The organism is Clostridium moniliforme (assembly GCF_017873235.1).
GTDB classification, from domain to species: domain Bacteria; phylum Bacillota; class Clostridia; order Clostridiales; family Clostridiaceae; genus Clostridium; species Clostridium moniliforme.
In genome coordinates this window covers 335,947-356,548 of record NZ_JAGGJZ010000002.1, presented here as the reverse complement: position 1 = coordinate 356,548, position 20,602 = coordinate 335,947, and the positions used below count along the sequence as shown (strand labels likewise).

Sequence of the window (20,602 nt, the reverse complement as noted above, 5' to 3'; positions counted from 1 at the left end):
AATTAAACTTTCAAATTTTATAGTCCTGTTGAACCAAATCCATTTTCTCCTCTTTCACTATTTGAAAGACTTGAAACTTCCTCTACATCAACTCTCCAAACTGGCTTAACAACCATTTGAGCAATTTTCATACCTTCCTCAACTACAAATTCTTTTTTACTATGATTTATTAATATTATATTTATTTCTCCTCTATATCCTTCGTCTACAGTTCCTGGAGTATTTAATACTGTAATACCATGTTTTAAAGCTAATCCACTTCTAGGTCTTACTTGAGCCTCTGTATTTTTAGGTAACTCTATTTTAATACCAGTATGTACAAATCCACTTTCTCCAGGTTTTAATATAAGCTCTTCAATAGAATATAAATCTAATCCTGCATCTCCTTCATGTGCATAATTAGGTAGTTTTGCTTTTTCATTTATTCTTTCAACTTTAAGTTTAAATCTTTCCATTTAAAATTCTCCTTATCTATAAACTAATAAATTAAATTATATCAAAAATAAATAGACGAATCCATTTATTTTGGATTCGTTTATTTTTAGCTTTTATATAAATTTTTCTTTTTATTTATAACATATATTGTTTCTTCTTTACAATAATTTGAAATATTTATTTCATTCCATCTTATATAATTTGGTTTTTCATATATTTTTTTATCTATAATCTCGATTACTCTATAATTTCCATCCTCTATGTTTAAAAATTCAACTTTACCATTTTTATCGCTAAATTTACTCATTACTAAAAAAGGTGATACTCCGTTTATTATATATAAATTAACCTTTATTCCTTTTAACTTTTCTCCATTTAAATTATCCATTAATGTATAGACAGTTATTTTCCCTTTTTCTTTTTTAGATGTACTCTTCAAATTTCTTGAATATTCATTTTTACCTCTAATTTCCTTTTTCAAAGAAAAACCCCCTAAAATAATTTATAATATAAATTATGATTAATAGGTTAGAGTTGTGATTATTAATACAAAAACTAGAGAAAAATATTATAAATTTCTCTAGTTTAATAAAATTTTATTTACTTTCTTTTTTGTTAAATCCATTTAATAGTAAGTTTAAAATAACTCCAACTATAGCTGCAAAACTTAATCCAGATACTGTAACAGTCTCACTTACCTTTATTCCTATTATAAATCCAAAATTTTGCTCTAACATTGGGTTTATATATGGTGCTACTAATCCTACAAATAATATAGAACCTATAACTAAAGTATTTTTCCAATTAAATTTAATATTACCAGTCTTTATTGTTTTACATCCTATAAAAGTTATCATACTAAATAACATTATACTAATTCCGCCCATTACTGATTGTGGTATTGTTCTAATAGCCACTCCAAATTTTGATATAAAGCCAAGACATATTGCAAATATTGATGTTAATCTAAGTAGTGATGGATCATAATTTTTAGTTATTGCTAAAACCCCTGTATTTTCTCCATATGTTGTTTCTGCAGGTCCTCCAAGTAAAGCTGCTACCATTGTTGCTAGTCCATCTCCTAAAAATGTTCTATTTAAGCCTGGATCTTCAATAAAGTTTTTCCCTACTACAGTTCCATTTGTTGTTATATCTCCTATATGTTCCATAAATACTGCAAGAACAACTGGTGATATTATTGCAATTGCTCCTATATTAAATTTTGGTAATGTAAAGTTTGGTATTGAAAAAAATGCTGCATCCTTTATTGCATTAACATCTACAACCCCACTATATAATGCTACTGTATATCCTACTATTACTCCAACTAATATTGCTATTTGTTTAAAAAATCCTCTTCCAAAAAATCTTACTAATAAAGTTGTACCTAAAGTTACAACTGCTAAAACAACATTTTCACTTCCCATTTTTAATGCTGTTGGTATTAAAGTAAGTCCAATTACCATAATCATAGGCCCAACAACTTGAGCTGGTAATAATTTTTTTACTTTATCTGCACCAATTTTTTTAATTATAATTGATGCTAATATGTACATAAATCCAGCTACAAATATTCCTCCTTGAGCATATCTTAAATCTCCATATTGTGCCTTTACTACATTTATTACTGCAATGAAGGCAAAGGATGATCCTAGAAATACTGGAACCTTACCTTTAGTACATAAGTGAAATATTAAAGTTCCAAATCCTGCTGTAAACAAAGCTACTGAAGGATCTAACCCTGTAAGCATTGGTACTAATATTGTTGCTCCAAACATTGCTATTAAATGTTGAAGTGCCAAAATACATCTTGTAGCCCTAACTTTTAAACTCTTCTTTTCTACTCTTACATCATATGTTTCAAATAATTGCATAAAAATATCACTCCCTACTATTTGTTAGGAGAAATCTATTAAACCTCTCCCTTTTTCAGCCTCTCTGAACTGCCTTTAAAAGGTAAAAAAAACTTCTTACAAATACTGTAAGAAGATTTAATATCTCTAAATACTACTACATAAACCTAGCATATGTAGTTTTAAAATTATTTGCTTCTTACTAGTATCTCTGTACTAATTTAAAGATTACTTTTTTATTTATTAAATTATAACACAATTTAATTTTTTTTCAAAGCTTTATTGAGTTTTTTTATAAATTATCTAAATTTGTATAGATTTAAATATTTATGCTTAATATATATTTATTGATTAATTTTTAAAGAGGGTGATATAAATGAAAAAATTAGTTCTAAATACTTTAATTTTAATATTATTAATGTCTATTATGCCATCATTTAAAGCCTTTGCTGCTAAAAATTGCGAAAACAACGAAGAAAAAATAATTTATTTGACTTTTGATGATGGTCCTTCAACTAAAGTACTTCCTGATATTTTAGATACCTTAGAAAAAGAAGATGTTAAAGGAACTTTTTTTATAATAGGTAATGAAATAAAAGGGCGAGAAGACATACTAAAAAGAATACATAAAGATGGTCATTCTATAGGACTTCATAGCTTTACTCATGAAAAGAAAAAACTTTATTCTTCAAATGAGGAATTTTTAAATGAGATGCTTAAAACTCAATCTCTTATAAATGATATAGTTCATATAAAACCAACAATTTTAAGATTTCCATTTGGATGTAATAATACATACTATAAGCTTAATCCATCTTTAATTAATTTACTTCATAAAAATAATCTTAAAGTTTATGATTGGAATGTTGATAGTGGTGATGGTGCAAATCATAAAGCAAGTCCAAATACTTACGTAAAAAATTCTAAAAGTAATAAAAATTCAATAATACTTTTAATGCATTGCGGAACAATAAATAAAAATTCTGCTAAAGCCCTTCCTGAAATAATCTCCTATTATAAATCTAAAGGATATGTATTTAAAAAAATTACACCATCCTCACCAGAATATTTTAATTATATAAAATAAAAAAATTTATACCTCTATTTAAAACCTTACTAAATAGGTTTTAAATAGAGGTATATTTATCATATAATTATATTAAAATTTATTATTTAATAATAATTACTCAATTAAAAATTCCTTATTAAATAGATTTTTAATATTTGAAAATTCATCTGGTTCACTAAAATAATATCCTTGTATACTATCACAATTTATACTCTTTAAGTAATTTACTTGTTCTAATTCTTCTACACCTTCAGCAACTACACTTATTCCTAATTTGTGAGAAAGATTTATAATATTTTCAACTATACATCTGCTTTTAAAATTTTTCATCAAGTCTACCACAAAGCTTCTATCAATTTTTAAAACATCAATAGGTAACTTAGTTAAATAATTTAGAGAAGAATATCCTGTTCCAAAATCATCTAATGCAACACTTACTCCTAAATCTCTTATTTGATTTAGTATTTTAACATTTTTATCAAAGGATTTCATTAAAATACTCTCTGTAATTTCTACTTCTATGTATTTAGGAGGTATATTATATTTTTTTATAAGGTACTCAAAATCATTAATTACAGTATTATACCTTAATTGCATTTCTGATAAATTAATTGCAATTTTAAAATTTTCATATCCATCTATTAACAATTGTTTTGCTTTTTTAAATATTTCTTCGAGAATAAAAGTTCCAATAGGTAAGATTAACCTAGTAGATTCAGCTACTGGTATTATTTCATTTGGATGTACAAGTCCAAGCTCCTTGCTATTCCATCTTAGAAGTGCTTCCATTCCATGCATTTTTGAATCTTTTAAAGATATATTTGGTTGAAAAAGTAAGAATAATTCATCATTTGATATAGCATTTTTTAAATACCTTTGAATGCTATAAAACCTTTCTAGTTCGATTGAAAGATTACTATTAAACATTTTATACCAATTCTTTCCATTTCTTTTAGCACAATAAACTGCTGTATCTGCCGATTTTAAAAGTTCATTAAAGTTTATTCCATTGTGTGGATATATTGAAATCCCGATACTTGCAGTTATATTTAACTGATTTCCCCTAACTATTAGTTGTTCGTCAAATATATTTATAATTTCTTTAGCAAAACTTTCTGCTTCATCTACTGATTTAATATTAGGCTTAAATATTATAAATTCGTCTCCACTATATCTACATATAATATCGTATTCATTTAAAATTGATGTTAATTTATCAGCTATTAAAAATAATAATATATCTCCTACTTCATGGTCAAAGATATCATTTATAAGTTTAAAATTATCTAAATCTATTAATAAAAATGCTCCTATTTCTTCGTTTTTTTCAAATTCTAAAAGATAATTATCTACAACATCCTTCATAAAATACTTATTTGGAACTTTAGTTGTCATATCATATTCAATTATTCTATTATATTCTCTATTTTTTAGTATTTCCTCTGTCATATCATTTAATACTCCAATATATGAAAAATCCTCTCCATTTTCAATCACCTTTTGTAAAATACATCTAATCCAAATTGTATCATTATCCTTATTTTTTCCTATTAAGATCAATTCATTAATATCATAATTATCTTCATCATTAATTATATTTTCAAGTGCAATCTTACTAATTTCATCTAAACTTGATAAAAATTCATTTATATCTATTTCATTTAAGCCATTTTTCAAATTAAATATATTTCTAATTGGTCCACCTAATAATTGAATTGTATTTTCTTTTAAATTTATTTTTATAAAGGTGTCCTTTGTATAATTTGAAAGTTCCTTTATACAATCTAAGTTTTCCATAAAGAACTTTTTGTACATAGATAGCTTCTTATCAGAAACTATATTTGTATTTTTGATATCTTTATCATGATTTTTCATTGTGTATACCCTTAAGCTAAATTATTAAATTTTATCATTATTTAAGCTTTCCTCTTTTCTTTTTTTATCATTTACTAAAGTTGCAATTAAACTTGTTGTTGCTATAATAAAAACTGCTAGTTTACCTGTCTTTTTCATATTCATAAAAAATCCTCCTTTCTTTCCATTAAATTCTTTACTATATTATACCCTATACTAATACATCTATTCTATAAAAATAGAAATTTTAAATGCAAAAGATTATCATACTTACTGTAAATAAATTATAAACTCTTAAATTGATTTATTGATAAATCATACTTATAGTTTTTCTTTTGCAACCTTTCTATTAATATGTCTTTATTAATATCTAAATCATAACATAGCTCATCTAAATTATTATAAAAGTCTCTAAGTTTTAAATTTATTATACTTAAAAGTATATTTACATCCATATCTTTTATTTCTTCTGTAGTCATAAGCTCCACTCCTCTTTTTTCTAATATTTAATAATTATTTTTTTAATCTTTTTATTACTTACATATCTCTTATGTGTTAATTATTTATATTTTAATTTTTAATATATTTTGATTATATCACTATATTAATTTATCATTCAATTTTTTAACTAAAAACAACTAATATTAAATATTAATTGTACTTTTGAAAATTTTCTTAGTAAAATAATATTAGTTAAATATTTATTTTTAGGAGGATCTTATGAAATTAATTGCAACAGATTTAGATGGAACTTTACTAAATTCAAATCGTACTATAAGTAAAGAAAATATTTTAGCAATACTTGAAGCTCAAAAACAAGGAATAGAAGTAATTATTTCAACTGGAAGAACATTTAATAGTGCAAAAAATATAATAAAAACTGCTGGTATAAACACTCCTTATATTATTTCAAGTAATGGTTCTCAAATTCATAAAACTTGTGGAAAGGAACTTAAATCTTTCTCTATAAATATATCTGCTATTAATAAGATTTTACCTTATTTACATTATAATAATTTTTATTATGTTATCTCAACTGACGGACATATGATTGAACCTATAGATGGAAAAGAAAGATTAATTGCAGACTTTTATAAAGCTAAAGAAACTAATGGTTCTCTAAAAGAAAAAATATTAGATGATATTCTTGAAATGTTTTATAATTCTCATGATTCAGCAGATATAAAAAGAATAAACTCAATAAATGAAATAGCTAACTATCCTTGCTACAATATTGCTGTTGTATCACATGATAAGGACAAGCTAATGAAGGGAAGGTATGCTCTTAAGGATATTAATGATATATCTATTGTTTCATCCCATGAGAATAATTTTGAAATAGTAAGTAAATTTTCCTCAAAAGGAAATGCAGTTGAATATATTGCTAATTCCCTTAATATTTCATTAGACGAAGTTATGGCTATAGGGGACAACTTCAATGACCTTTCAATGTTTAAAAAAGTAAAATATAGCGTTGCTATGGGTAATGCAGATGATAAAATTAAAAAGATGTGCAACTTTGTAACTTTAAAAAATGATGAAAATGGAGTTGCCTATGCTATAAAAGAACATATTGAAAACTTAGCATAAAAAAATAACCCAAAATGTTGTTATTAACTAACATTTTGGGTTTGAATTATTTAATTTTTATTCTTCATCATAAAAATCTAAATAAGAATGTTTAACTCCATCCTTTTCCCATCCTAATATAGAATCCATATTTACATTTTCAGCTGCTTTAAATATTGACTTATCTACGCCATCAAAATTTTTCTTAAGATTTTCTATTAAATCCTTAATTTCATATCTCTTATTACCAATTTTTTTTGCCGCAACCATACATGCACAGTTAAGAGGCCATATTCCACTATAATTAATAAACCTTTTTATATAATCCTCTTCTATAAAATACATTGGTCTTATAAGTTCAAGGCCTTCAAAATTTGTTGACTTAAGTTTTGGAAGCATTGTTTTAAAATTTCCTGAATAAAGGATATTTAAAAGAGTTGTTTCTATAACATCATTATAGTGATGGCCTAATGCTAACTTGTTACATCCCATTGACTGAGCCTTTGCATATAATGATCCTCTTCTCATTCTCGCACAAAGATAGCAAGGATACTCGCTAGCTTTCTCATCTATAACTTTAAAAATTCCTGACTCATAAATATGTACTGGTATATTTAAATAATTACAGTTATCTATTAAAAGTTCTCTTATTTGCTTATGATATCCTGGATCCATGGCGATAAATTCTAAATCAAACTTTATTTGACCATGTTTTTGGAGTTCTTGAAATAATTTTGCCATAAGAAGGGAATCCTTTCCTCCTGAAATTGCAACAGCAATCTTATCTCCTTCTTCAACTAAGTTATATTTTTTAATAGCCTTAACAAATTTAGACCAAATATGTTTTCTATATCTTTTTACTATACTTCTCTCTATGTCTTTTAAAGGTTTTTTATCCCCTTCTGGGATTATTCTTTCACAACCTTGTCCTGCTATACCGCTCATTTCATCACCTCATTCATCAAAATATTATATCATTTTTCTAATAAAATTAAAATAAAAAAAGCCAAAGCTTAAAGCTCTAGCCTTAATTTTAATAATCATATACATTGCTATTTTTACAAATAGTAATTTTTAATACATCTCCATCTACCATTTTCTTATAAGAACACAAAAACTCATTTAATTCATTATCATTTAGGTCTATATTCCCTTCACTTATTAATACGACCTTTTCTTTATCCAAAATAATTTTAACCTTATTATTAGCATTTTCTATAAAATATTCATCAACAGGCTTTGTTACAACCTTTTTATTATATTTTTCTTGAAATGATGCTTTTTTTCTTAACATTTCATAATCACTATCTAAATCTACTGAATCTAAATCAATTCCCATACCCTTTAAACTTTCTTCCATTCCAGATGGATCAAAACCATACCTTTCCATAACTTTCTTTTGAATTTCAAAAAGTTTCTTTTGTGATATGTTATTCTCTACCATATATTTTGAAAGATTAGCAGAAAAATCCCCTAAAGTCATTTGACCAGTTTGTGTTTTATAAAGTAAATCATACATATATTCTTCAAATTTATCTATATCTTTTTCATTAACTCTATTTTTTAATTCATTAAAATCAATTACTCTTTTATCGCTCATAAATTTCAGCTCCTTTAATTAATTTTTTATCCTCTTATTAACATATTATATCATAATACTATTATCAATAATAATACTAAACATTTCAATTAAAATAGTAGTATTTTCACTAAATTAAAACTTTATTTTGATTTTTACAATATTATAACAAATATTATATCCATAGTTCTTAATTTTAATAAAAAGGAATATAAGTAAAAATATAGAATTAAGTATAAAATGAATCTTTTAACTTAAGGAGTAATTTATGTATAAAAAATTAGGTATTTTATTAATTAGCATTTCTTTATTAATTATCCCAATTGTTATTTCAATAAACAAAATTTCATTTACTTTAAAAGAAGTTGCTTCTGGAAATTTTGGTATTTCCTCCATTGTAACTGAAATACCATGGCTTAGTTATATGCCTATTCCTATAGTAATTATATTTGGAATAATATTAATTACAAAAGAAACTAATACTTAATATAAAAATGCACCTCCAAATGTAATTTATTTTGTTTAACATTTGTGGTGCATTTTATAATATTTATATTTAATTATTCTAAATAAATTTTATATTTATCTATTTTTAACCTTTGTAAATGCCTCATCATAAAGTTTTAACTTATCACCTAAATACTCATATGTCTCACATTTATCCATTACACTTTTAGGCATATATGCATTAGGATTATTTTTAACATGATCTGACTGTTCTTCTCTAGCTTCTTTTTGAGGAGTTGTATATCCAATTTTATCAGCAATTTTAAATGCAGGATCTTTTGAACATAAATAATTTATAAACATCTCTGCTTCTTTTTTATGTTTAGCTGCTTTTGGTATTACTAAAGAATCTACCCAAAAATCTGCCCCTTCTTTCGGTACAACAAAAGCTAAATTTTTATGCTCATCAGCTAAGTGAAGTCCCTCACCAGACCATAAAACACAAAGAGCAGCCTCCCCTGCAACCATCTTATCTAATAAATCATCATCTCCATAAGCTAAAAGATTTCCATTTTTATTAAGATTTATTAATTCATTAGCAGCCTTATTTATTTCCTTTGGATTAGTTGAATTAATTGAATATCCAAGCCTTTTTAATGAAACTCCTAAAGCATCCCTCATATCATCTAACATGAATACACTCTTTTTATATTTTGGATCCCATAAATTATTCCAGCTATCAATTTTACCCTTAACTAAATCCTTATTATATAAAATACCTATTGTTCCTGACATATATGGAACTGAATATTCATTTTTAGGATCAATGGATTTACCTTTAAAATTATCATCTATCTTACTAAAATTAGGAATATTTTTAAAGTTTATCTTTTCTAATCTTCCCTCTTTTCTAAGTCTATCAACCATATAATCAGATGGAACAGCTAAATCATATTGAACTGACCCAGATGTTAATTTAGCATACATTTCTCCCATATTTGCATAAGTATCTTGAACTACCTTTATTCCAGTTTCTTTTTCAAAATCTTTTATTACATCATCTGGAATATTTTCTGCCCAATTAAAGAAGTTTATAGTTACTTCTTCTTTTTTATTATTGCCACAACCTACAAGTAAAGTTCCAACAAACAATACTGAGATTATTATAGCAATAATATTTTTTCTCTTTTTCATTAAAATTTATCCTCCTATATTAATATAAAACAAATTCTATTCTATTATATATCTTTTATTATCTTTTTAAAACAAAATTTATTAATATATAATTTAACTAAAGTTTACATATGGTAGATAATTTAATATTTTCTTTTATAAAATTTAATAACTCTTCTCCTATTTCATTTAAAGATTTATTTTTACTCTTTAAAAACCATAAAGATGGACTTATTACTTCTTTATCTTCTACTATGGATATTAATTTTATATGTTCTGAAATATTATTAAAATCATTTATTATAGTATAGGATGGACAAAATGTTATTGCTATATTTTGCTCTATGCTATTTATAATTGACATAGAATTATTAGTTTTAAATAATATTCTTCCCTTCTTCTTTGTTTTACTTTCTATATGACTTAAATAATTCATTAAAAACTTATCTTTATATAAAGCTAAAGGTTCCTTTATTATAGTTTCATAATCTAATATATTATACTTTGCCAAATGAGATTTTTTATTTACTGCTATATAAAATGATCCATCTACAATTTTATCAATATGATAATTTAAATTATGGTTTACTATGTTTTCAGAAAAAGCAATTAATGCAAAATCACATTTATCCTCCTTTAATAAATTTAAAAGATTTTGAGTATTTTCTTCAGTAATAGATACTTCAAGAAATGGATATTCCCTTTCTAATAATTGAATTCCCTTTATCAAAATATAATTAATCCCTGGAATGCAACCTATATTTAATTTTAATTTAGGAAAATTAGATTTATTAGATGTGTAAGTATATATATCTTGCTTTTTTTCTAATATTATGTAAGCTTTTTTTATTATATATTGTCCTTTAATTGTAGGAAATGCTCCTTTTTTGATCTTTCAAATAATTTTGTATCTAACTCCTTCTCTAAAACTGAAACAGCTTGACTAACTGCAGATGTAGTTAAATGTAATCTATTTGCTGTTTTAGAAAAACTTTTTTCTTCTGATAAAGTTGTTATTATATTAAGTTGTTCAAAATTCATCTTATTCTCCTATCTTAAGTTTTACTTAATAATATATTTATTTATTTTAATTTTACTTAAATAACTTTCCATTGTAAACTTAAAATATAAATTAATAAGAAGGTGCTTAAATTATGTGTACAAGTTTAACATTAAGAACAAAAAATGATTATCACTTTTTAGGTAGAACAATGGATTTTTCAGTGGACATTAATAAAAGTGTGCATTTAATTCCTAGAAACTATAAAATATTAAATTCTGTAAACAACAAATACTTTAAAACTAAATATGCACTACTTGGAATGTCTACAATTTTAGATAGCCATCCTATATTTGCTGATGGATTAAATGAATATGGCTTATGTTGTAGTGCTCTTTATTTTCCTGGATATGCAAAATATGAAAATAGTATAAATAAAACTAAAGAAAATTTAGCTCCCTATGATTTAGTATTGTGGATATTATGTAATTTTAAAAATTTAGAGGAAGTAAAAACTAATATTAAAAATATTAATATTATAGATAAGCCTCTTTCTCTTCTAAAATTAACTCCTCCACTTCACTGGATTGTAAGTGATAAATCTGGAAATAGTATTGTTATTGAAAAAACAAAAAATGGAATAGATGTTCTTGATAATCCTATTGGAGTTATGACAAATAGCCCTAATTTAAATTGGCATCTAACTAACTTAAATCAATATATTAGTCTAAATCCTAATCAATATAACAACACTAAATGGGAAAACTTTAATTTATCTCCATTTGGTCAAGGTTCTGGTACATTTGGATTACCAGGAGATTTTACACCTCCATCACGTTTTGTTAGATGTGCTTTTTTAAAAAATAATTTAACTAATTTAAATTGTGAAATAGATGGAGTAAATGGTATTTTTCAAGTATTATCAAGCTGCAACATTCCAAAGGGTGCAGTTTTAAAAATGGATAAATCTGAAGATAAAACTCTTTATACAGCAGTAATGTGTAGTGAATCTTTAAAATATTATTATAGTACATATAATAATAGACAAATTACATGTATAGATTTATCAAATGAAGACTTAAATATGAAAGAAATTAAATCCTATCCTTACAGAGATACACAATCTATTTTATTTGAAAATTAAAATATTTAATATATAAAAAAGAAGTGGTTTTAATTCCACTTCTTTTAATTAATTATTTTACTTAAATTTTTAAGTACTAATCTTCTAAAAAAATTATTTTCTGCTAATACTTTATCAACTATTTCTACCGTAATACCTTCTTCCTTTAATAAATAAGTTAAACTATAACTATTATTTGAAATTATATCATTATTAAAATGATATCCTTTAGTAATAAGAATAGGTATTATAGTTACCTTAGGAATCTTATCCCCTTTAATAGTATTTACAAGATTTTTATAATTATCTTTTTTATTTATTAAGGCAACATAATTTTGTTTTTTATTATTTTTTTCCATTGCTTTTTTTATATAATCTTCTTCTATAGATTTATTTGAACCATGAATTCCATGACATATAAAAATTATATTATTATAGCTTTTAAAGTACTCATCTATTAAAGCTTCATTTTCTTCAAAAACAGGTTTTGTTATTTTAATCTTTTTAAAATAATCTTTATATTTTTTTGTTATAGTTTCAATCTTTGAATATTCCTTACCTCTTGAAAAATATAGTGATTCAACATAAACTTCTTCATATTTTAAAGAAATTAAATTTCTTAAAGTATCTTCATAATTATTTATGACTAACTTTAATTTTTCTATCATTTTATCACTAGTTAATGAAATAAATATATCAAAATCTTCACCATATTTATCTTTGGCATCCTTTTTAAAGGGAAGAAGATATTTGTTAAAATCTTCTTCCTTCCCAGTTCCAAAAGCTACTATAACAATAGCCTTATTACTCATTTACTTTGTTTCCTTCTTTGCAAATCTTTCAAAGGCTTCTAAAAATTTATCAATATGTTCTTCTGTATGCTTAGTTGATAAAAATACAGCTTCAAATTGTGATGGTGCTATATTAAATCCTTCTTCTAACATATGACTAAAATATCTTTTAAATCTTTCTAGATTACACTTTTTAACATCTTCATAAGATTCAATTTTAGAATCATCTGTAAAAAATAAAGTCATCATTCCACCTACTCTATTTACAACTGTTCCAATTCCATATTTCTTTGAAATTTCTTCTATTCCTTCTTCAAATTTCTTTCCTAAAGTTTCTATATGATCATATACAGATAAATCACTCTTTAATTTCTTTAATGTTGCAAGCCCAGCTGCCATTACAATTGGATTTCCTGACATTGTTCCTGCTTGATATACTCCGCCAAGTGGAGAAAGTTCTTTCATAATTTCTTTCTTACCACCGTATGCACCACATGGAAGTCCACCACCCATAATCTTAGCATAAGTTACAAGGTCTGGCTTTTCATTAAATAAACTTTGTGCTCCTTTAAAGGCAGCTCTAAATCCACTCATAACCTCATCAAAAATTAAAAGTGCTCCATATTCATCACATAATCTTCTAAGAGTTTTTATAAAGCTATCCTTTGCCTTTATTACTCCCATATTTCCTGCAACTGGTTCTATTATTACACAGGCAATATCATCTCCATATTTTTTAAATAATTCTTCCATATTTTTTTCATCATTATATATTCCAATTAAAGTATTTTTTATGCTATCTTCTGGAACTCCAAGGGAACCTGCTATTCCTTCTGTTAAAACTCCAGAACCTGCCTCAACTAAAAATCCATCAAAATGTCCATGATAACATCCTGCAAACTTAACTATTTTATCTTTTTTAGTATATCCTCTAGCAAGTTTTATAGCACTCATTGTAGCTTCTGTACCTGAGTTAACCATTCTTATCATATCTACAGTTTCTAAGTTTTCGCACATAAATTTACTTAAATCAAGTTCAAGTTTTGTTGGTGCACCAAAGGCTAAAGCAATTTCTGATTCATCCTTTATAGCTTTAACTACATCTTTATCGCAGTGTCCAAGTATTAATGGACCCCAAGCTAAAACAAAATCTATATATTCATTTCCATCTTCGTCTTTTATTATTACGCCATTTCCTTCTTTTATTACTGGAGGATTTATTCCTATATCTTTAAATGACCTAACAGGACTATTAACTCCTCCTGGCATATATATTTTTGATTCTTCAAATATTTCTTTATTCATAGTAAGCTTCCTCCTATTTTCTTAAAAGTTTTGCAGCTTCTAATGCATGATAAGTAATTATTATATCTGCTCCTGCTCTTTTCATTGATGTTAAACTTTCTAAAATTATTCTATCTTCATCAATTAATCCCATTTTGCTAGCAGCCTTAACCATTGCATATTCTCCACTTACATTATAAACACATACAGGAGTATTTACTGAATTTCTAACTTCTCTTATTATATCTAAATATGAAAGAGCAGGTTTAACCATAACAATATCTGCACCTTCTTCAATATCATATAAAACTTCCTTTAAAGCTTCCCTTCTATTTGCAGGATCCATTTGATATGTTTTTCTATTACCAAAGGATGGTGCTGAATTTGCTGCTGCTCTAAATGGTCCATAAAATGCTGAACAATATTTTGCTGAATAACTCATTATTGGCACATTTTTAAATCCAGCTTCATCTAAAGCTTCTCTTATTCTATATACTCTTCCATCCATCATATCTGATGGTGCTATCATTTGAGAACCTGCCTTTGCATGAGATACTGCTATTTTACATAAATAATCTAATGTTTCATCATTATCAACATCTCCATCATGAATAATTCCACAATGTCCATGATCTGTATATTCACACATACAAACATCAGTAACAACTAAAAGATCATCAGTTAATTCTCTTATTCTTCTTACAGCCTTTTGAACTATTCCATTTTCAGCATAAGCTTCACTACCGCAACAATCCTTATGATTTGGTATTCCAAATAACATTACACCTTTAATTCCAAGGTCTACAGTTTCTTTAATTACTTCATCTAGCATATCAACTGAATAATGATATATTCCTGCTAATGATTCAATTTCATGCTTTATGCCTTCTCCTTCAACAACAAATATTGGGAAAATAAAATCTTCTGGGTTTAATATAGTTTCCCTAACTAAACTCCTAACATTTTCATCTGTTCTTAATCTTCTTCCTCTTCTCATTGTTATTACACTTCCTTTAACATATTTTCTATCTCTTTTAAAAAGCCATCTTCTGAATGTTCTTTGCAAACAAAAGCATTTATTCCGTCCTTTTCTAATGCCTTATTAGTTATAGGTCCAATTGCAATACATATCTTTTCCTTTATTTTATCAAGTCCAACTATTTCTTTCATGTTTTCAAAAGTTGATGGTGATGTAAATAATACTGCGTCTACCTCATCAAATATTTTTTCATTTTTCACATTTCCTACTATAACATCATATATATTAACTCTTGTAACTTCTGCTCCCATTTTTGAAAGCTCATCATTTAAAAGATTTCTTCCTTTTGATGATGATAATATAAGAACTTTATCGTCTTTTTTAACATAAGGTTTTATTTCTTTTAAAAGCCCTTCTCCTAAAAACTCCTTTGCCATTTTAAATGGAATAATTCCTTTACTTTCTAAAGCCCTTTTAGTTGCTTTTCCAACTACTGAACACTTTCCTTTTATTCTTCTTACATCAATCTTTTCTCTAATTAAATAATCAAAAAATATATTGACTCCATTTACTGATGTAAAAAGAATATGATCATATTCTTTAAGATTATTTTTATAATTATCTAAATTATTACTTGTATCTTTTATGGCAATAGAATTTATTTCAGTAACTTCAGCACCTAAATCTTTTAATCTTATTTTTAGGTTTTTAGATTGAGATTTTGAACGAGTAATACATATATTTTTTCCAAATAGGGGTTTATTATCATACCATGATAATTCTTTTTCTAATGAAACTACCTCTCCAACTACTATTATACATGGGGATTTTAAATTTGCTTCCTTTGCTTTATCTGAAATATTCTCCAAAGTTCCAATAACCTTTTTTTGCTTTGATGAGGTTCCTCTCATTACTACGGCCGCTTTTGTATTTTTATCTTTTCCATATTTAATAAGTTCTTCTACAATAAAATCTATATTAGCAAGTCCCATCATAAAAACTAATGTTCCATTTTCTTTAGCTAATGCTTCAAAGTTTACATTTAAATTTTTAGCTGACATTCCAGTAACTATATGAAAACTTTGAGCTATTCCTCTATGTGTTATAGGGATACCTGCATAATTTAAAACTGCAATTGGTGAAGTTACTCCTGGAATTACTTCAAATTCTATTCCAGCTTCTTTAAGAGCTAATACTTCCTCTCCACCTCTTCCAAATACATAAGGATCTCCACCTTTTACTCTACCAACTATGTGACCTTTCTTTGCTAAAGCTACAATCATTTCATTTATTTCTTCTTGTGTTTTATAATGAGCACCTGGCTCCTTTCCACAATAATATATTTCACAATTATCATTTAAATAATTTAATATATTATTTGATACTAATCTATCATAAAGTACTGCTGTACATTCACCTAAAACTCTCTTACCCTTAAGTGTTAAAAGTTCTTCATCTCCAGGACCTGTTCCAATAATGTATGCTTTGCTCATTTTCTACCTCCTACTATTTACCTAGTATTTTATAAGCTAATCTTCTTCCTAATTCTTCACTATCATATTTACTTCCAACTATGTCTTTTCTTATTACTTTTCCATCAACTAAAAATGTTCCTATCATATAAATATCATCATCATTTATTTCAGAGTAAATCCCTATCATACTATGACAATCTCCACCTAAAGCTTTCATAAAACTTCTTTCACCTAATACCTCTATTCTTGTTTTTTCATCATTAAGAGATTTTAGAATGTTTTTATGTTTAAAAGATTTTAAACATTCTATTCCTAAAGCACCTTGCCCTACAGCTGGAAGAAAAATCTTAGGATCAAAATAATCAGTTATTATATGTTCCATATTTAATCTTTTAAGTCCAGCTGCCGCAAGAATTATTCCATCCATATTTTCTTCTTTCATCTTTTTAAGTCTAGTTTGAACATTACCCCTAATTGGAACTATTTTTAAATCACTTCTAATTTCTTTAAGCATAGCTACTCTTCTCATACTACTAGTTCCAATAACTGCACCTTTTTTCAAATCATTAAAATGAATATTGTTAGCTGATATAAAAACATCTCTAATATCTTCTCTTTCAGGAGTACATATAAGTTCAAACTCATATAGCAATTCATGAGGAACATCCTTCATACTATGAACTGCAAGGTCTGCCTCTCCCTCTAACATTTTTTGTTCAATCTCTTTAACAAATAGTCCTTTTCCACCAATCTTACTTAGTGTTATATCAAGTCTTCTATCTCCCTCTGTTACAACTAAAAGTTTTTCTGATTCTATATTTTTTTCTTTTAAAAGTTCCATAACTCTTTCAGCTTGAACTTGAGCTAATTTAGATTTTCTTGTTGCTACAATAAACTTCATTATTTCACCTTAACTTAATCTTTAGATAATAATTTATTTACTAATTTTTTTTCATAAAATAATCTTAAGATAAGCTCTTCCTTTCCTTTACTTACAAAATATTTAAAATCATCATTTATTATAAAGTCTAATACTTCCTGCTTTTTATCCTTAATGTTTTTTACGTTATTTCTTATAATAGATGTAACTTTTATAAAATCATCCCATACTTTAGCTTCATTTAAAATATTGTTTCCAAGCATTTTTAAAGCTCTTGGATTTCCTCTTAAAGTATTAATTCCAATAATAGTTTCCTTACTTTTAATATTCATTGGAAGAACACATAATCCTTCCTTAGGAGTTTTACAATTTATATATAACTTATCTAAAGCTTCACAATCACAAATTATATCTTCTATAATTTTATTATCATCAATTGCAATAATAATAATGTGTTTCTTTAATAAAAAACTTTTATTATATTCGCTCTTTGTTAGTTTTAAATTACTACATTTTAAATCAAAAATATCTTTTTTTATATCTTTTGCTACAATTTCTACATTACACCCATTACTTAAAAATGTCTTTGCTTTAATAAAAGCTGCATTTCCTCCACCTATTATTAAAACATTTATTTTATTTGAAAAAAGAGAAAGCATAATGTAATCTAATTCTTCTCTATAAATATCTTTTCTAGAATTCTCATACATTCCTTACCACAACCCCTTATAGTTTCCTCTTTTAAAGTTTCTATGGCTCTATTTATGTAAGCATCTGAGGTACTTTTCATAAGCATTTTTACAAGCTTATCCTCTTTACCTTCTTTATTTTTAAAAGTCTCATATCTTTTTTTGTATATTTCTTCACCATGTTTTTTAAATTCTCTTATATAAGGCGTAACTTCTCTAAGACTTCTCCACTTATTATAGCCTTCTAAATATTCCTCTATTAAATAATAATATTCATACATTCTATCTCTTCTAAGATCTTTATTTTCATCATCAATTTTACTAATTTCATCTATATTATAAACGCAAACTCTATTAATATATTTAACATCTTCACTAACATCCCTTGGAAGAGCTAAATCAAAAATTAATAATTCTTTTCCTTCCTCTTCTATCTCATCTTTAGTGATTACAGTGTGAGGCGCTGATGTACAAGATATTATTGAATCTACTCTATTGATATATTCTTTTCTTTCATTAAAACCAATAACTTTAATATTTTCATATTCTTTATAATCTAAAGCTTCCTTATTTCTAACAGCAATAATTATTTTTTCAATGTTATGTGATAATAAATGTTTAACTACAAGCTTTCCAACCTCGCCATGACCAAGAACCATAAAACTTCTACATCCACTACTAATTCCCTTATTAACTGCTATTGAAGCTGATGATACTGGTATTTCATAAAGCTTAGCTTCATTTCTAAACTTTTTCCCACAAGTTATTGCTTCTTGAAATAATCTTTGAAGTTCTAAATTAACTGTTTCAAGTTTTATTGCTTCCATATATGCATCTTTAACTTGACCTAAAATTTGATCTTCTCCTAATATTTTTGAATGAAATCCGCAAATAACTTTAAATAAATGCTTTGCTGCACTATCTCCTGTTATGTAAAAAATATATTCTCTTAAATTTTCATCCCAACCTAAAACATCAAAAATTTTTTTTAATGCTTCTTCTTCTTTTAAAGAATGATTAAAATAAATTTCTGTTCTATTGCAAGTATTCAAAATAACTATTTCATCTAATATATTTTTTAATTCCTTCATAGATTTTTCTTTTAATTTTGGTTTTATAGAAAATTTTTCTCTTATTTGCAACGGAATATTCTTTTGTATTCCTAAAACTGCTATCATCTTCTCACTCCATTAAAAAATTATATAAAAAGGCCGTAAGATTTTTTATTTACTCACGACCCTCCATTTTATTATTATACAACTATTTCTTCTTATCTTCTATTATTTTATATAATAAAAATATCACTAGAAATATAACACTTTCAAATTAAATTGTAAATGAAATTCTAGTGATATTCAAATAATATTATATTATATTTAATATAGGTTATTATCTATATTAAAAATTGGATTATTTAAACATTTGGATACTTTATTCCGTTTCCCCAATAAATATTATCTTTTATAATGACTTTATCTGAAAGATCTACTCCTTCTAAGGCCCATTTCTTCCATTCCATAAAACCAGTTCTATCTATAATATATCCAATATGTTCTTTTCCACCTGGTGCATTTTTATCAATATATTCTTCAACATACTTATAAGTATTTAATATAATTTTTAATATGCTATCTTCATCAGCCCATATTAAAAAATCTTCTCCAAGTCTTGGATTTTTCTTACCTGTTCTTCCCATAAGTGTAAGTCTATAATATTTCTTTTCGCTTCTAGTCCAAGCTCTTGTAGGACATGCCATTACACATTCTCCACATCCTATACACTTACTTGCATCTCTTTTTACTTTATAGTTTTCAAAAGTTAATGCTCCAGTTGCTTTTTTCTTACAAGCTTTAACACAAGCCTGACAGCTTACACATCTATATGAATCATATTGTGGTTCTGTCATACCCATTATTCCAAAATCATGCATTCTTACCTTTGCACAATCATTTGGACATCCTGTAAGAGCAATTTTAAAATGAAGATCATTTGGGAAAATAGCATCTTCTATTTTTTTTGCAAAATTAGTTGTGTTATAGTTTGCAAATGGACAAAAATTATTTCCAACACATGATGTAACATTTCTTGTTCCTGCTGCTGTATATCCTTTTCCAGGAACTTCTTGATTTATTCCAAGACCTTCAATTATTGGTTGAAGCATTTTATTTACATTATCTATATCTTCCATTTTTATATCTGGAATTTCAAAGCCTTGTCTAGTTGTAATATTAACTACTCCGCTACCGTATTTATCTGCAATCTCTTGAATCATTCCTAAATATTTAGCATTCAATCTTCCTCCAGGAACTCTTACTCTTGATGCAGTGTATCCTCTTCTTTTAGTTACTCTAAATGCATTTTTCTTAAGCTTTTTTGTATTTATATCCATATAAGTTTTCCCC

At 25.8% G+C, this 20,602-nt stretch carries 22 protein-coding genes; 4 read left to right on the top strand and 18 right to left on the bottom strand.

What is annotated here, in order from left to right; genetic code table 11:
- Positions 1-17: 17 nt before the first annotated feature.
- The 3 genes from dut to J2Z53_RS05020 form a co-directional block, all read right to left on the bottom strand.
- Positions 18-455, bottom strand: coding sequence for a dUTP diphosphatase (dut, locus tag J2Z53_RS05030; RefSeq protein ID WP_209796141.1), 438 nt, complete (start codon positions 453-455; stop codon positions 18-20).
- Between the two features lie 86 nt (positions 456-541).
- On the bottom strand, positions 542-916 hold the full coding sequence (locus J2Z53_RS05025; protein WP_209796140.1) for a SpaA isopeptide-forming pilin-related protein: 375 nt from the start codon (positions 914-916) through the stop codon (positions 542-544).
- A gap of 115 nt (positions 917-1,031) precedes the next feature.
- On the bottom strand, positions 1,032-2,309 hold the full coding sequence (locus tag J2Z53_RS05020) for a uracil-xanthine permease family protein (protein WP_209796139.1): 1,278 nt from the start codon (positions 2,307-2,309) through the stop codon (positions 1,032-1,034).
- Between the two features lie 355 nt (positions 2,310-2,664).
- On the opposite strand from J2Z53_RS05020, the gene J2Z53_RS05015 reads away from it, so the two are divergent.
- Positions 2,665-3,375, top strand: coding sequence for a polysaccharide deacetylase family protein (locus J2Z53_RS05015; RefSeq protein ID WP_209796138.1), 711 nt, complete (start codon positions 2,665-2,667; stop codon positions 3,373-3,375).
- A 96-nt stretch (positions 3,376-3,471) separates the two neighbouring features.
- Here the strand turns inward: J2Z53_RS05015 and J2Z53_RS05010 are convergent, their stop codons facing one another.
- Both J2Z53_RS05010 and J2Z53_RS05005 read right to left on the bottom strand, forming a co-directional pair.
- The gene (locus tag J2Z53_RS05010) at positions 3,472-5,232 is read right to left on the bottom strand and encodes a putative bifunctional diguanylate cyclase/phosphodiesterase (protein WP_209796137.1); all 1,761 of its coding nucleotides are present in this window, start codon (positions 5,230-5,232) and stop codon (positions 3,472-3,474) included.
- Positions 5,233-5,495: 263 nt separating this feature from the next.
- Positions 5,496-5,690, bottom strand: coding sequence for a DUF4250 domain-containing protein (locus J2Z53_RS05005; protein WP_209796136.1), 195 nt, complete (start codon positions 5,688-5,690; stop codon positions 5,496-5,498).
- Between the two features lie 241 nt (positions 5,691-5,931).
- On the opposite strand from J2Z53_RS05005, the gene J2Z53_RS05000 reads away from it, so the two are divergent.
- Entirely contained in the window at positions 5,932-6,801 is an 870-nt protein-coding gene (locus J2Z53_RS05000) for a Cof-type HAD-IIB family hydrolase (protein ID WP_209796135.1), read from the top strand.
- Between the two features lie 57 nt (positions 6,802-6,858).
- Here J2Z53_RS05000 and J2Z53_RS04995 read toward each other — a convergent pair whose 3' ends face one another.
- Together J2Z53_RS04995 and J2Z53_RS04990 are read right to left on the bottom strand one after the other, a co-directional pair.
- Positions 6,859-7,725, bottom strand: a complete 867-nt coding sequence (locus J2Z53_RS04995; RefSeq protein ID WP_209796134.1) for a tRNA 2-thiocytidine biosynthesis TtcA family protein — start codon at positions 7,723-7,725, stop codon at positions 6,859-6,861.
- A gap of 88 nt (positions 7,726-7,813) precedes the next feature.
- Complete coding sequence (locus J2Z53_RS04990) at positions 7,814-8,380, bottom strand: DUF3867 domain-containing protein (protein WP_209796133.1); 567 nt, start codon at positions 8,378-8,380, stop codon at positions 7,814-7,816.
- Between the two features lie 247 nt (positions 8,381-8,627).
- Between J2Z53_RS04990 and J2Z53_RS04985 the strand changes: the two genes are divergently transcribed.
- Positions 8,628-8,846: a hypothetical protein gene (locus J2Z53_RS04985; RefSeq protein ID WP_209796132.1), complete on the top strand. Its 219-nt coding sequence runs from the start codon at positions 8,628-8,630 to the stop codon at positions 8,844-8,846.
- Between the two features lie 95 nt (positions 8,847-8,941).
- Here the strand turns inward: J2Z53_RS04985 and J2Z53_RS04980 are convergent, their stop codons facing one another.
- The 3 genes from J2Z53_RS04980 to J2Z53_RS04970 form a co-directional block, all read right to left on the bottom strand.
- Positions 8,942-10,000 (bottom strand): ABC transporter substrate-binding protein, encoded by a 1,059-nt coding sequence (locus J2Z53_RS04980; RefSeq protein WP_209796131.1) that lies wholly within the window; start codon positions 9,998-10,000, stop codon positions 8,942-8,944.
- 97 nt (positions 10,001-10,097) lie between these two features.
- A complete protein-coding gene (locus J2Z53_RS04975; protein ID WP_327786699.1) occupies positions 10,098-10,739 on the bottom strand; it encodes a LysR family transcriptional regulator substrate-binding protein in 642 nt (213 codons plus the stop codon).
- Positions 10,740-10,828: 89 nt separating this feature from the next.
- Complete coding sequence (locus tag J2Z53_RS04970; protein WP_209796129.1) at positions 10,829-11,020, bottom strand: helix-turn-helix domain-containing protein; 192 nt, start codon at positions 11,018-11,020, stop codon at positions 10,829-10,831.
- 113 nt (positions 11,021-11,133) lie between these two features.
- Here J2Z53_RS04970 and bsh point away from each other — a divergent pair, with 113 nt between their 5' ends.
- Positions 11,134-12,123: a choloylglycine hydrolase gene (gene bsh, locus J2Z53_RS04965; protein ID WP_209796128.1), complete on the top strand. Its 990-nt coding sequence runs from the start codon at positions 11,134-11,136 to the stop codon at positions 12,121-12,123.
- 44 nt (positions 12,124-12,167) lie between these two features.
- Here the strand turns inward: bsh and J2Z53_RS04960 are convergent, their stop codons facing one another.
- The 8 genes from J2Z53_RS04960 to asrC all read right to left on the bottom strand — a co-directional run bounded on the left by J2Z53_RS04960 (position 12,168) and on the right by asrC (position 20,589).
- The gene (locus J2Z53_RS04960) at positions 12,168-12,914 is read right to left on the bottom strand and encodes a sirohydrochlorin cobaltochelatase (RefSeq protein WP_209796127.1); all 747 of its coding nucleotides are present in this window, start codon (positions 12,912-12,914) and stop codon (positions 12,168-12,170) included.
- Positions 12,915-14,198, bottom strand: coding sequence for a glutamate-1-semialdehyde 2,1-aminomutase (hemL, locus tag J2Z53_RS04955; protein ID WP_209796126.1), 1,284 nt, complete (start codon positions 14,196-14,198; stop codon positions 12,915-12,917).
- Between the two features lie 13 nt (positions 14,199-14,211).
- Positions 14,212-15,174, bottom strand: a complete 963-nt coding sequence (hemB, locus tag J2Z53_RS04950) for a porphobilinogen synthase (RefSeq protein ID WP_209796373.1) — start codon at positions 15,172-15,174, stop codon at positions 14,212-14,214.
- A gap of 5 nt (positions 15,175-15,179) precedes the next feature.
- Positions 15,180-16,649, bottom strand: coding sequence for a uroporphyrinogen-III C-methyltransferase (gene cobA / locus J2Z53_RS04945; protein ID WP_209796125.1), 1,470 nt, complete (start codon positions 16,647-16,649; stop codon positions 15,180-15,182).
- 13 nt (positions 16,650-16,662) lie between these two features.
- Positions 16,663-17,532: a hydroxymethylbilane synthase gene (gene hemC / locus J2Z53_RS04940; protein WP_209796124.1), complete on the bottom strand. Its 870-nt coding sequence runs from the start codon at positions 17,530-17,532 to the stop codon at positions 16,663-16,665.
- Between the two features lie 14 nt (positions 17,533-17,546).
- The gene (locus J2Z53_RS04935) at positions 17,547-18,221 is read right to left on the bottom strand and encodes an NAD(P)-dependent oxidoreductase (protein ID WP_209796123.1); all 675 of its coding nucleotides are present in this window, start codon (positions 18,219-18,221) and stop codon (positions 17,547-17,549) included.
- A complete protein-coding gene (hemA, locus tag J2Z53_RS04930) occupies positions 18,179-19,378 on the bottom strand; it encodes a glutamyl-tRNA reductase (RefSeq protein WP_209796122.1) in 1,200 nt (399 codons plus the stop codon). The genes J2Z53_RS04935 and hemA overlap by 43 nt, the downstream gene beginning before the upstream one ends.
- Before the next feature lie 236 nt (positions 19,379-19,614).
- Entirely contained in the window at positions 19,615-20,589 is a 975-nt protein-coding gene (gene asrC / locus J2Z53_RS04925) for a sulfite reductase subunit C (protein WP_209796121.1), read from the bottom strand.
- Between the last annotated feature and the right edge of the window lie 13 nt (positions 20,590-20,602).